General features: G+C 69.1%; 13 protein-coding genes. 8 read left to right on the forward strand and 5 right to left on the reverse strand.

Annotated features, from left to right (window positions below; translation table 11 throughout):
- Window positions 1-21 precede the first annotated feature (21 nt).
- Window positions 22-459, forward strand: a complete 438-nt coding sequence (locus AC0KS4_RS26625; RefSeq protein WP_225326111.1) for an SRPBCC family protein — start codon at window positions 22-24, stop codon at window positions 457-459.
- Here the strand turns inward: AC0KS4_RS26625 and AC0KS4_RS26630 are convergent.
- The gene (locus tag AC0KS4_RS26630; RefSeq protein WP_225326112.1) at window positions 456-1,217 is read right to left on the reverse strand and encodes an Rv3717 family N-acetylmuramoyl-L-alanine amidase; all 762 of its coding nucleotides are present in this window, start codon (window positions 1,215-1,217) and stop codon (window positions 456-458) included. The two genes, AC0KS4_RS26625 and AC0KS4_RS26630, sit on opposite strands and share 4 nt — an antisense overlap.
- A gap of 98 nt (window positions 1,218-1,315) precedes the next feature.
- Here AC0KS4_RS26630 and AC0KS4_RS26635 point away from each other — a divergent pair, with 98 nt between their 5' ends.
- Both AC0KS4_RS26635 and recR read left to right on the forward strand, forming a co-directional pair.
- Window positions 1,316-1,660, forward strand: coding sequence for a YbaB/EbfC family nucleoid-associated protein (locus AC0KS4_RS26635; protein ID WP_225326113.1), 345 nt, complete (start codon window positions 1,316-1,318; stop codon window positions 1,658-1,660).
- Between the two features lie 13 nt (window positions 1,661-1,673).
- On the forward strand, window positions 1,674-2,285 hold the full coding sequence (recR, locus tag AC0KS4_RS26640) for a recombination mediator RecR (protein ID WP_067173162.1): 612 nt from the start codon (window positions 1,674-1,676) through the stop codon (window positions 2,283-2,285).
- A gap of 6 nt (window positions 2,286-2,291) precedes the next feature.
- On the opposite strand, the gene AC0KS4_RS26645 is transcribed toward recR, so the two are convergent.
- The 3 genes from AC0KS4_RS26645 to AC0KS4_RS26655 are packed head-to-tail and all read right to left on the reverse strand — an operon-like array spanning window position 2,292 to window position 4,664.
- On the reverse strand, window positions 2,292-2,714 hold the full coding sequence (locus tag AC0KS4_RS26645; protein ID WP_225326114.1) for a hypothetical protein: 423 nt from the start codon (window positions 2,712-2,714) through the stop codon (window positions 2,292-2,294).
- Window positions 2,715-2,725: 11 nt separating this feature from the next.
- Window positions 2,726-3,433: a type 1 glutamine amidotransferase gene (locus AC0KS4_RS26650; protein WP_238955604.1), complete on the reverse strand. Its 708-nt coding sequence runs from the start codon at window positions 3,431-3,433 to the stop codon at window positions 2,726-2,728.
- Window positions 3,426-4,664, reverse strand: a complete 1,239-nt coding sequence (locus AC0KS4_RS26655) for a Mur ligase family protein (RefSeq protein ID WP_225326116.1) — start codon at window positions 4,662-4,664, stop codon at window positions 3,426-3,428. The genes AC0KS4_RS26650 and AC0KS4_RS26655 overlap by 8 nt, the downstream gene beginning before the upstream one ends.
- A 99-nt stretch (window positions 4,665-4,763) precedes the next feature.
- Here AC0KS4_RS26655 and AC0KS4_RS26660 point away from each other — a divergent pair, with 99 nt between their 5' ends.
- On the forward strand, window positions 4,764-5,756 hold the full coding sequence (locus tag AC0KS4_RS26660) for a DEDDh family exonuclease (RefSeq protein WP_225326117.1): 993 nt from the start codon (window positions 4,764-4,766) through the stop codon (window positions 5,754-5,756).
- A 16-nt stretch (window positions 5,757-5,772) separates the two neighbouring features.
- On the opposite strand, the gene leuA is transcribed toward AC0KS4_RS26660, so the two are convergent.
- Window positions 5,773-7,731 carry a 2-isopropylmalate synthase gene (leuA, locus tag AC0KS4_RS26665; RefSeq protein WP_275254025.1) on the reverse strand — a complete coding sequence of 653 codons (1,959 nt, stop codon included), beginning with the start codon at window positions 7,729-7,731 and terminating at the stop codon, window positions 5,773-5,775.
- A gap of 224 nt (window positions 7,732-7,955) precedes the next feature.
- Between leuA and AC0KS4_RS26670 the strand changes: the two genes are divergently transcribed.
- The 4 genes from AC0KS4_RS26670 to AC0KS4_RS26685 all read left to right on the forward strand — a co-directional run bounded on the left by AC0KS4_RS26670 (window position 7,956) and on the right by AC0KS4_RS26685 (window position 11,937).
- Entirely contained in the window at window positions 7,956-9,221 is a 1,266-nt protein-coding gene (locus tag AC0KS4_RS26670; protein ID WP_225326118.1) for an aspartate kinase, read from the forward strand.
- A 2-nt stretch (window positions 9,222-9,223) separates the two neighbouring features.
- Window positions 9,224-10,258 carry an aspartate-semialdehyde dehydrogenase gene (locus AC0KS4_RS26675; protein ID WP_238955605.1) on the forward strand — a complete coding sequence of 345 codons (1,035 nt, stop codon included), beginning with the start codon at window positions 9,224-9,226 and terminating at the stop codon, window positions 10,256-10,258.
- 16 nt (window positions 10,259-10,274) lie between these two features.
- Window positions 10,275-11,417: a DUF4185 domain-containing protein gene (locus AC0KS4_RS26680; RefSeq protein WP_225326313.1), complete on the forward strand. Its 1,143-nt coding sequence runs from the start codon at window positions 10,275-10,277 to the stop codon at window positions 11,415-11,417.
- Window positions 11,418-11,538: 121 nt separating this feature from the next.
- Window positions 11,539-11,937, forward strand: coding sequence for a hypothetical protein (locus AC0KS4_RS26685; RefSeq protein WP_308193075.1), 399 nt, complete (start codon window positions 11,539-11,541; stop codon window positions 11,935-11,937).
- The last annotated feature ends 117 nt before the right edge of the window (window positions 11,938-12,054 follow it).

Here is a 12,054-nt window from a genome sequence, read left to right on the forward strand (position 1 = left end):
TCATCACGAGGAGGGGTCGCCTTGGCACAGGTGAGCGCCGACAGCACCATCTTGATCAACGCCGAGCCTGCGGCAACCCTTGCCGCCGTCGCGGATTACCAGACGGTGCGTCCGAAGATTCTCTCGCCGCAGTACAGCGACTACCAGGTGCTGCAGGGCGGGCAGGGCGCGGGCACCGTCGCCAAGTGGAGGCTGCAGGCCACCAAATCACGCGTCCGCGACGTGCAGGTCAACGTGGACGTGGCCGGGCACACCGTCATCGAGAAGGACGCGAACTCGACCATGGTGATCACCTGGACGGTGGCGCCCGCCGGGCCCGGCTCCAGCGTCACCGTGAAGACCACGTGGACCGGCGCGGGCGGAGTCAAGGGCTTCTTCGAAAAGACCTTTGCGCCCTTGGGGCTGAAGAGGATTCAGGGCGAGGTGCTGGCCAACCTGAAAAAGGAACTCGAAGGTTAGCGCGCCTGGCCCTGCGAGGCCAGGAAGCCCGCGACGCCGCGGACCATGGCGTCGGCGTATTTCTGCCGGCCCTCCGCGGACTGCATCAGCGCCGAGTCCGCGGGATTCTTCATGTTGCCGCACTCGACCAGAACCGACGGGTACTGCGCGAGGTTCAGGCCGGCCAGGTCCGAGCGCCCGTACAGGCCGTTCTGCCCGATGTAGTTGGCCGGCGGGATCCCCGAGGCCTGCATCTGGTCGCGCATGATGCGGGCGTACTGCACCGACGGCCCGGCCTGCGCCTGGTTGAGCGGCGGCGCCGAATAGTTGACGTGGAACCCGCGCCCCGACGGCGGGCCACCGTCGGCGTGGATGGACAGGATCGCGTTGGGGTGGAGCGCGTTGGCCATGCTGGCGCGCTCGTCGACGCAAGGCCCCAGGCCGGTGTCGTTGGCGCGGGCCAGGGCGGTCCGGACGCCCAGCGCGGTCAATTCGGCGCGGACCCGCAGCGCGGTGTCCCAGGTGAAGGTGTGCTCCTGATAGCCGGCGTTGGTCGCCGTCCCGCTGGCCTGGCAGTCCTTGGTGCCGCCGCGGCCGGTGGGCACCTGCCGGTTGATGGACGCATCGTTGGAGCCGTTGTGGCCCGGATCGATGAAAACCACCATGCCGGCGATGTTGGAGGGAACCCCCCACGCGGCCGGGGCGATCGCCGTCGACGCAGCAACGAGCGCACCAACCGCCAGTTTGATCCCGACACGTCTGCTCAGTCGTAGGTCCACGGCGCAAAGGTAACGGCGCGCGGTTTACGCTGGGTGTTCCGAATCGCCGGAGACTCACGAGCGAAATCAAGTCGAGACCAAGATGCGAGGGGACTGTCATGCAACCCGGAGGCGATATGTCGGCGCTGCTGGCCCAGGCGCAGCAGATGCAGCAAAAGCTCATGGAAGCCCAGCAACACCTGGCGAACGCTGAGGTGCATGGTCAAGCCGGTGGGGGTTTGGTCGAGGTCGTCGTCAAGGGCAGCGGCGAGGTGGTCGCCGTGAAAATCAATCCCTCCGTCGTCGACCCTTCGGACGTCGAGACCCTGCAGGACTTGATCGTCGGCGCCATGGCCGACGCGTCCAAGCAGGTCACCCGGATGGCGCAGGAGCGGCTCGGGTCGCTGGCCGGCGGGTTCGGACAGCCGCCGGGGCAGCCGCCCGCACCGGCGCCGGGGCTTTAGATCCCGCCCCGACATGTTCGAAGGACCCGTCCAGGATTTGATCGACGAGCTGGGCAAGCTGCCGGGCATCGGGCCCAAGAGCGCCCAGCGCATCGCCTTTCACCTGTTGTCGGTTGAGCCGCCGGACATCGACCGGCTGACCGCGGTGCTGGCGAAGGTGCGCGATGGCGTGCGGTTCTGTGCGGTGTGCGGCAACGTCTCCGACAACGAGCGGTGCCGGATCTGCGCCGATCCCCGGCGGGACGGCTCGCAGGTATGCGTCGTCGAGGAGCCGAAGGACGTGCAGGCCGTCGAGCGCACCCGCGAATTCCGCGGCCGCTATCACGTGCTGGGCGGCGCGCTCGATCCGCTGTCCGGGGTGGGGCCCGAGCAACTGCGGATCCGCGAGCTGCTGAGCCGGATCGGGGAGCGGGTCGACGACGTCGACATCACCGAGGTGATCATCGCCACCGACCCGAACACCGAAGGCGAGGCGACCGCCACCTACCTGGTTCGGATGCTGCGCGACATCCCCGGCCTGACCGTGACGCGGATCGCCTCCGGGCTGCCGATGGGTGGCGACCTGGAGTTCGCCGACGAGTTGACGCTCGGCCGCGCGCTGGCCGGCCGCCGGGCCATGGTCTGACGTTCGTCAGGCCTTGCTCAATTGGAACGACCTGGTAAAGGTCCTGCCCGCCTCTCCGCCGCACGCGTCCGTCGTCGTCTGCTGGCCTTCGCCGGCAAGCGACACGGCATCGAAGCTGTAGTTGACGGTCACCGGAGCGGATGCGCCGTTCGGGCACGGCGCCGGGGCCGTGCCGCTGTGCGTCCATCGTCCGTTGGCGAGGTGGAATTCCCAGCTGATGACGAACGTCCCGCCATCTTGGGAGGTCGCCAGGACGCAGTCCGATCCGCACGGGACGAAAAGCCAGGCGGTCGGTTTGTCGTTGTCCGCGTAGAGCACGTTGTACCGGCCGTTGAGCACTTCCGGGTTGGCGTGCGACGGCGTCGACGACGCGATGAACGCGGCGACCAGTGCGGCACCGGCGGCAAGTCTGGGGCTGATCTTCGTCATCTCGTTTCGTCCTAGCGCGCCGCTAACCGCTCGCGGCGCAACAAGTCCACTTCCGGCATCGACAGCGGGGGCAGCTCGCCGACGACCGTGCTCAGCAGCAGGTCGGCCAGCTCCGGATTGCGGGCCAGGCACGGCCCGTGCATGTAGGTCGCGATCACGCTGCCCTGCACCACGCCGTCGAATCCGTCTCCAGACCGGTTGCCGGCGCCCTTGACCACCGCGCCCAGCGGCGACGCCGACGGGCCCAGCACGGTGCCGCCGCGGTGGTTTTCGAAGCCGGTGAGGCGCTCGGTCAGGCCCGCCAGCAGCGGCCTGGTGGCCAGCTCGCCGATGGTGCGCGCCTCCTGCGGTGACGTCGTCGCGTCCAGCATGCCCACACCGTCGACGCGTTCGCCGGCCGACGTTTCGTACCACTGGCCCAGCACCTGGACGGCCGCGCAGATCGCCAGCACGGGCGCGCCGCGTTCCGCGGCGCGCTGCAGGCCCGGGTGCTTGATCAGGTGGCGGGTGGCCAGCCGCTGCGCGTAGTCCTCGGCGCCGCCCAGCGTGTAGAGGTCCAGCGACTCGGGCACCGGGTCGGCCAGCGTGATCTCGACGATCTCGGCGGCGATGCCGCGCAGCAGCAGCCGCTGGCGCAACACCAACGCGTTGCCGCCGTCGCCGTAGGTGCCCATCACGTCGGGCAGGACGAGCCCGATCCGGACTACCGAGTCAGCCATGGCGCGCCAAGGCTCGTTGCAGCTGCAAAAACGCGGTGTAGTTGGCGACGACCTCCACCCGCCCGGGCGGGCACGACGCGATCGCGGCGACGGTGTCGTGCACTAGCGTGTGCTCGACGCCCGCGTAGCCGAGGCGCACCGCGAGATCGGTGCCGCGCTCGCCGGCGGCCACCACGGACGTCTCGTCGAAATGCTCGAAACGCACGTCCCACAACCACGACAGGTCCTCCCCGTCGGGCACCTGGCCGTTGACGGAGATGACCACCCCGGCGGCGTGCTTGTCCACCATCGACAGCGCTTCCTGCCAGCCCGCCGGATTCTTGGCCAGCAGCATCCGCACGTCGTGCTCGCCGACCCGGACGGTCCGGTAGCGCCCCGCGACCTCGTCGACGGCCGAGACGGCCGCGACCGCCGCCGCCGGATCCGCGCCCAGCGCGACCGCGGCGGCCACGGCCTGAGCGGCATTGCCCCGATTCACCGCGCCCGGCAGCGTCAGTCGCATCGGCAGGCACAAGCCGTCGGGGCCGTGGAGCGCGCCCCCATCTTCCGGGTCGACCCACCACTGCGGGCTGGGTCGTTTGAAGTCGGCGCCGGTGGAGTACCAGTGGCCGTGCTCGCGGACGATGACCTCGCCGCTGCGCGGGCAGCTGACCGAATCGTTCGACCACGAACCCCCGGCGGCCACCCACACCACGTTGGGGCTGTCGTAGGCCGCCGACGTCATCAGCACGTCGTCGCAGTTCGCCACCACGACCGCGTCCGGGTGCCGGGCCAGGCCCGCGCGCAGGGTTCGTTCGATGACGTTGATCTCGCCGACCCGGTCCAGCTGGTCGCGTGAGAGGTTGAGCAGCACGACGACGCTGGGGTCGACGGCGTCGGAAACGTGGGGGACGTGCATTTCGTCGACTTCCAGCGCGGCCAGCGATGCTCGACGTTGGGCGGCCAGCGCGGCCACCAGGCCGGCGTCCATGTTGGCGCCCTCGGCGTTGGTGGCGACCGGGCCCAGCGTTTCCAGCGCGGCCGCCGTCATCCGGGTGGTGGTCGATTTGCCGTTGGTGCCGGTGACGATGACCGTGCGGCGTCCGGAGGCGAGCTGCCGGAGGACCGAGCGGTCCAGCGTCATCGCGATCAGGCCGCCGATCATCGCCCCGGCCCCGCGTCCGGTCGCCCGCGACGCCCAGCGCGCGCTCGCTCCTGCGGCGAGGGCCAGACGGGCGCGGGTGGTGACCACCCGGGAAGTTTAAGGGGAGCCGGTTTCCCGCATCGATTCAAGCGCCGACACGGCGCGCAACGACCCGGCGATGTCGGTTGGCCGTGCCATCCTCAGTGCATGAGCGCGGTGTGCTGGGGTCGGCCGGCCAGCGAGCCGGACGCGGGCTGGGCCGTGATCGACGTCGAAACCTCGGGTTTCCGGCCAGGTCAGGCGCGGATCATCAGCCTCGCGGTGCTCGGCCTGGACGCGGACGGCGAGGTCGAGCAGTCGGTGGTCAGCCTGCTCAACCCCGGAGTCGATCCGGGCCCCACCCACGTGCACGGCCTGACCGCCGCGATGCTCGAAGACCAGCCGCAGTTCACCGACGTCGCCGGGGACGTGATCGACGTGCTGCGCGGCCGCACGCTGGTGGCCCACAACGTGGCGTTCGACTACGCCTTCCTGGCCGCCGAGGCCGAACTCGCCGACATCGAACTTCCCGTCGACTCGGTGATGTGCACGGTCGAACTCGCCCGGCGGCTGGACCTCGGCCTCGACAACCTGCGGCTGGAAACACTCGCGGCGCATTGGAGCGTGACCCAGGAGCGCCCCCACGACGCCTTCGACGACGCAATGGTGTTGACCGGCGTGCTGGCCTCGGCGCTCAAGCTTGCCCGCGACGGCGACATCTGGCTGCCGGTGCATCCGGTGACCCGGCGGCGCTGGCCGAACGGCCGGGTCACCCACGACGAGCTAAGGCCGTTGAAGGTGCTGGCCTCCCGGATGCCCTGCCCGTATCTCAACCCGGGCCCCTACGTGGGCGGCCGACCCCTCGTCCAGGGCATGCGGGTGGCGCTGGCCGCCGAGGTCGGCCGCACCCACGAGGAACTCGTCGAGCGGATCCTGCACGCCGGGCTGGCCTACAGCGACACCGTCGACCGGGAGACCTCGCTGGTGGTCTGCAACGATCCCGCGCCCGAGCAGGGCAAAGGCTATCTGGCCCACAAATTGGGGGTGCCGGTGATCTCCGACGCGAAGTTCATGGACTGCGTCGGAGCCGTCATCGGCGGCACCAGCATGGACGAATTCACCGACACCACCAACGCGGACCCGCAGCTCGCGCTCTTCTGATCAGGCGCGAGTCTGATCAGGCGCGGGCGGCGCGGTTGACCGCCGACACGACCGCACGCAGCGACGCCGTGGTGATGGACGGCGCAATGCCGACACCCCACACCGTCTGCCCACCGACCGGGCCCGAGGGGTGCCGACCCGCTTCGCCCGGCTCCGCCGCGCTCGCGATCGACACCGGGCCTGAGGGGTGCCGACCCGCTTCGCCCGGCTCCGCCGCGCTCGCGATCGACACCGAAGCCTCCACATAAGCCGCCGCCTGCGCGTCGTCACCGGAACTCATCGCGTGCTCGGAGTAATCCAGCACGGCCACGTCGAAGCCGACATCGCCCAGCGCGTGGACGAACGCGGCCAGCGGGCCGTTGCCGGTCCCACTGATCTCGGTCTCCACCCCGTTGATCTTGACTGTCGCGGTGATGCTGGTGACGCCGCTGTCTTCCTCCGAAGCGTCGACGCGCTGCTTCACCCGCTCCAGCGGCCACACCGGGGCCAGATACTCCTCGGAGAACGCGTCCCACATCTCCTTCGGCGAGACCTCGCCGCCCTCGCCGTCGGTGATCTTCTGCACCACCTGGGAGAACTCGATCTGCAGCCGTCGCGGCAGGGCCAGGCCGTGATCGGCCTTCATGATGTAGGCGACCCCCCCCTTGCCGGACTGCGAGTTGACCCGGATCACGGCCTCGTACGTGCGCCCGACGTCCTTGGGGTCGATCGGCAGATACGGCACCTGCCAGAGCATCTCCTCGACGTCGGTATCGGCCTCATCGGCGTCGACCTTCATCTGATCCAGGCCCTTGTTGATGGCGTCCTGGTGGCTGCCGGAGAACGCGGTGTAGACCAGGTCACCGCCGTAGGGGTGACGCTCGTGGACCGGCAGCTGGTTGCAGTACTCCACGGTTCGGCGGATCTCGTCGATGTTGGAAAAGTCGATCTGCGGGTCCACGCCGCGCGAGAACAGGTTCAGCCCCAGCGTCACCAGGCAGACGTTGCCGGTGCGTTCGCCGTTGCCGAACAGGCAGCCCTCGATGCGGTCGGCGCCCGCCTGGTAGCCCAATTCCGCTGCGGCAACGGCGGTTCCGCGGTCGTTGTGCGGATGCAGGCTCAGGATGACCGATTCCCGGTTGGCCAGGTTGCGGCTCATCCACTCGATCGAATCGGCGTAGACGTTCGGGGTGGCCATCTCCACGGTGGCGGGCAGGTTGAAGATGATCGGGTTTTCCGGTGTGGGCCCGATGATTTCGCCGACGGCGTCGCACACCTGCTTGGCGTACTCCAGCTCGGTTCCGGTGTAGGACTCCGGCGAATACTCGAACCGCCACCGCGTGTCCGGGTACTTGGCGGCCTGTTCGACGCACTTGCGGGCGCCTTCGGTCGCGATGTCCTGCACCGCGGCCCGGTCGGCGCGAAATACGACGCGGCGCTGCAGGATTGACGTCGAGTTGTAGAAGTGCACGATGGCCTGCGGCGCGCCCTGGCACGCCTCGAACGTGCGCTCGATCAGTTCGGGCCGGCACTGGGTCAGCACCTGGATGGTGACGTCGTCGGGGATGGCGCCGTCGGTGATGATCTCGCGGACGAAGTCGTAATCGGTTTGGCTGGCCGACGGGAACCCGACCTCGATCTCCTTGTAGCCCATGCGGACCAGCAGATCGAACATGCGGCGCTTGCGGGTGGGGCTCATCGGGTCGATCAGCGCCTGGTTGCCGTCGCGCAGATCCACCGCACACCACAGCGGTGCGCTGGTGATGACCCGATCGGGCCAACTGCGATCGGCCAGCCGGATCGGCTCGACCTCGTCGGCAAAGGGCCGGTACCGGTTGACCGGCATCGACGAACCCCGCTGGGGGTTCCACGTGGGCTGCCCGGGTCGTGGTGGGCCCGCCGGTTTGACGATGCTGCGTGTCGAGCTGAATGCGTCGGAATTGGAAGTCACGGTAATTGCTCCGGGGATGTCAGAAGGAACCTCAGACCGGCGCATCGCGAACACCCGCGACGGGAAGCCGGTCTGGATCAGACCCCGTCGCGGCGTCCGAGGAGGAGCACCCGCTGCACGTCGGCAACTTTACCGCGCTTGGCGCCGTGGTGAAAATCTGCGTCAGATCCGGGCCGCTGTGGTTCCGCGCGCAGCGCTGCGGGAAAAGTCGCAGCGGCGCTGCAAGTATTCTGTTGCGCGACGCATCAGTCGTAGCAGAAGGGGAAGCAGTGGCGCTCGTCGTGCAGAAGTACGGCGGATCCTCGGTGGCCAACGCCGATCGGATCCGGCGCGTGGCCGAGCGCATCGTCGCTACCAAGAAGCAGGGCAACGACGTCGTCGTCGTCGTCTCCGCCATGGGCGACACCACCGACGACCTGATGGATCTGGCCCAACAGGTGTGTCCGGCCCCGCCGCCGCGCGAACTCGACATGCTGCTGACCGCCGGTGAACGCATCTCCAACGCCCTGGTCGCGATGGCCATCGAATCGCTGGGTGCGCAGGCCCGCTCGTTCACCGGTTCGCAGGCCGGCGTGATCACCACCGGCACGCACGGCAACGCCAAGATCATCGAGGTCACTCCCGGACGGTTGCAGGCCGCGCTCGACGAGGGGCGCATCGTGCTGGTGGCCGGGTTCCAGGGCGTCAGCCAGGACACCCGGGACGTCACCACGCTGGGCCGCGGCGGCTCGGACACCACCGCGGTGGCCCTGGCCGCGGCGCTGCGCGCCGACGTCTGCGAGATCTACACCGACGTCGACGGCATCTTCAGCGCCGACCCGAGGATCGTGCACAACGCCCGCAAGCTGGACACGGTCACCTTCGAAGAAATGCTCGAGATGGCGGCTTGCGGCGCCAAGGTTTTGATGCTGCGCTGCGTGGAATACGCGCGCCGCTACAACATTCCGGTGCATGTCCGATCCTCGTATTCGGAAAACCCAGGCACCGTCGTCGTCGGATCGATCAAGGACATAGCCATGGAAGACCCCATCCTGACCGGAGTCGCGCACGACCGCAGCGAGGCCAAGGTGACCGTCGTCGGCATTCCCGACATCCCCGGATACGCCGCCCGCGTCTTCCGGGCGCTCGCCGACGCCGACGTGAACATCGACATGGTGTTGCAGAACGTCTCCAAGATCGAGGACGGCAAGACCGACATCACCTTCACCTGCTCCCGTGACAGCGGGCCCACCGCGGTGGCCAAGCTCGACGCGCTCAAGGACGAGATCGGGTTCAGCCAACTGCTCTACGACGACCACATCGGCAAGGTGTCGCTGATCGGGGCGGGCATGCGCAGCCACCCCGGGGTCACCGCCACTTTCTGTGAGTCCCTGGCCGAGGTGGGCGTCAACATCGAGCTGATCTCCACCTCCGAGATCCGGATCTCGGTGCTGTGCCGCGACACGGAACTGGACAAGGCCGTCGTGGCGTTGCACGAGGCGTTCGGGCTCGGCGGCGAGGAGTCGGCGACGGTGTATGCGGGGACGGGTAGATAGAAATGGTTGCCATTGGCGTGGTTGGCGCCACCGGCCAGGTCGGCCAGGTGATGCGCAGGTTGCTCGACGAGCGGGACTTCCCGGCGACGTCGGTGCGGTTCTTCGCGTCGGCGCGCTCGCAGGGCCGCAAGCTGGAATTCCGCGGCCAGGAGATCGAGGTCGAGGACGCCGCGACGGCGGACCCGAGCGGCCTGGACATCGCGTTGTTCTCCGCCGGCAAGACGATGTCGCTGGTGCAGGCGCCGCGGTTCGCCGCGGCCGGGGTGACGGTGATCGACAACTCGTCGGCCTGGCGCAAGGACCCGGACGTGCCGCTGGTGGTCTCCGAGGTGAACTTCGAACGGGACGCGCACCGGCGCCCCAAGGGCATCATTGCCAACCCGAACTGCACCACCATGGCCGCGATGCCGGTGCTCAAGGTGCTGCACGAGGAGGCCGGTCTGCAACGCCTGGTGGTGTCCAGCTATCAGGCGGTATCCGGCAGCGGGATCGCCGGCGTGGAGGAGCTGTCCACGCAGGCGCGCGCGGTCGTCGACGGCGCCGAGCAGCTGGTGCACGACGGCAGCGCGGTGCAGTTCCCGGCGCCCAAGACCTACGTGGCACCCATCGCCTTCAACGTGGTGCCGCTGGCCGGATCGCTGGTGGACGACGGCTCCGGCGAGACCGACGAGGACCAGAAGCTGCGCCACGAGAGCCGCAAGATCCTCGGCATCCCCGACCTGGCGGTCAGCGGCACCTGCGTGCGGGTGCCGGTGTTCACCGGGCACTCGCTGTCGATCAACGCCGAGTTCGCGCGGCCGCTGTCGCCGCAGCGTGCCCGCGAGCTGCTCGACGGGGCGCCCGGCGTCAAGGTGGTCGAGGTGCCAACCCCGTTGGCGGCCGCCGGCGTCGACGAGACCCTGGTCGGCCGGATCCGGCAGGACCCGGGGGTGCCCGACGGCCGCGGCCTGGCCCTGTTCGTCTCGGGAGACAACCTGCGCAAGGGGGCGGCGCTGAACACCATCCAGATCGCCGAGCTGCTGGCCGCCCAGCTGTGATCAGCGGGTGAGCTTGTTGAGCTCAGCCCACACTCGCCTGGTCGTGCGGTGCTCGCTTGCACTGACTTTATTTGCGCCGCAATGGTTTTGGGATGCTCATGCCGATCCGCCGGCCCCCGCCCCCGAGCCGATCCTGCAGCCGCTGGCGCCCGGTGAGGTGTTGCGGATCGGCCCCACCGCCGGAACCGGCACTCCCACGGGGGATTACGGCATCGGCGCGACCGACCTGTGTGAGTTCGTCGAATTTCCCACCGAGCTGCTGCAGGTCTGCGGCGACAGCTTCGCCGGCCAGGGCGTCGGGTTCGGCGGCTGGTACGCGCCCGTCGCGCTGCACGTCGACACGGCGTCGGTCGACGACCCGGGCGGGGTGCGCTACACCGGCGTCACCGGGATCGCCCACCCCCTGCTGGCCGATCCCACCCCGCCGGACGCCTCGCAACTGCCCGCCGGAGTGGTGCAGATCAACCGGCGCAACTACGTGATGGTGACGACGACGAAGAACCTGGAGCCGCAGAGCTCCCGGCTGGTGACCGCCGAACCGGCGCGCGCGGGATGGCAGACGATCCCGGGTTCCAAGCGGCCCGCCTCGTATCAGGGCGGCTCGCAGACGCAGATCAGCGGGTATTACGACCCGATCCCGACCCCGGATTCGCCCACCGGGTGGGTGTACATCGTGGCCGACAGCTTCACCCGTCGGGACCCGGTGGTCCTGTATCGCGCCACACCGCAAACGTTCACCGACCGGTCCCGGTGGCAGGGCTGGGCGGCCGGGCCGCAAGGGGGCTGGGGCAAGCCGCCGACACCGCTGTGGCCGGACGCGGTGGGCGAGATGTGCATCCGGCAGATCGACGGCAAGGCCGTGTTGTCCTACTTCAATGCCGTCACGGGCAACATGGAGGTCCGGGTGGCCGACCACCCGACGGCACTGGGCGACGCGCCGGTCACCACCGTGGTGCAGCACGACGAGTGGCCGGAACCCGCGGAAAGCCTGCCGCCGCCCTACGACAACCGGCTTGCGCAGCCGTATGGCGGCTACATCTCGCCCGGCTCGACGCTCGACGAGCTGCGAATCTTCGTGAGCCAGTGGGACACTCGCGCGCGGGTGGCCGCGCCGTACCGGGTCATCCAGTTCGCGGTCAATCCGTTCAAGCCCGAGTAGCTGCTTTCGGGCGCTGAGCGGCGGCTTTAGTTCACAGCTGCTACATAAGTAGCGCATAGCCGCCACTACTGTTAACGGCTTCATCATTTGTCTCATGAGCGAAACATCTGAAACCCCCACCGTGCGGACCTCCACCGCCACTGCACCGGCCGCAGCTGCCGCGGCCTACCGGGCCCCGCGGGTCTTCCAACTCGCCGCGTGGGTCGCCATCGTCGCCGGGATCGTGTTCATCGTTGCGGTCATCTTCTTCACCGGCTTCATCCTTGGCCACCGCGGCGGCCATCACGGCCACCACCACAAGCACCACCACCACGCGATGCTGCATCACCGCGGCCCCGGTGGCCCCGGTGGACCTGGCGGCGTCGCCCCGGGTGGCCCGAGCGGGCCGGGCGCTACCACGACGCCGGCGGCCCCGTCGTCCGTGCGGCCCAGTGGCATGGCCCCGGGACAGCTCCCGGCGTCGGTATTCCACTCGGCGGCCTCGCACGAGGTCCCGAGCGTCATCGTCCTGACCAACTAGAACCCCCAACCCGCGAGTGGCCCGGCGCTCTCCTCGAGCGCCGGGCCACCTGTCATGCGCGGTAACCGCCGCGTCTCGATTCACGGCAATTTGCCGCCGGGGCCTGTTACGGACATC

The organism is Mycobacterium sp. NTMscope_MAC_12 (assembly GCF_976985675.1).

What these genes read in the sequence shown, in the direction of transcription:
- AC0KS4_RS26645 (WP_225326114.1), bottom strand. Translation starts at nt 2,714, where the DNA reads ATGACGAAGATCAGCCCCAGACTTGCCGCCGGTGCCGCACTGGTCGCC.
- AC0KS4_RS26660 (WP_225326117.1), top strand. Translation starts at nt 4,764, where the DNA reads ATGAGCGCGGTGTGCTGGGGTCGGCCGGCCAGCGAGCCGGACGCGGGC.
- AC0KS4_RS26650 (WP_238955604.1), bottom strand. Translation starts at nt 3,433, where the DNA reads ATGGCTGACTCGGTAGTCCGGATCGGGCTCGTCCTGCCCGACGTGATG.
- AC0KS4_RS26635 (WP_225326113.1), top strand. Translation starts at nt 1,316, where the DNA reads ATGCAACCCGGAGGCGATATGTCGGCGCTGCTGGCCCAGGCGCAGCAG.
- leuA (WP_275254025.1), bottom strand. Translation starts at nt 7,731, where the DNA reads ATGCGCCGGTCTGAGGTTCCTTCTGACATCCCCGGAGCAATTACCGTG.
- AC0KS4_RS26675 (WP_238955605.1), top strand. Translation starts at nt 9,224, where the DNA reads ATGGTTGCCATTGGCGTGGTTGGCGCCACCGGCCAGGTCGGCCAGGTG.
- recR (WP_067173162.1), top strand. Translation starts at nt 1,674, where the DNA reads ATGTTCGAAGGACCCGTCCAGGATTTGATCGACGAGCTGGGCAAGCTG.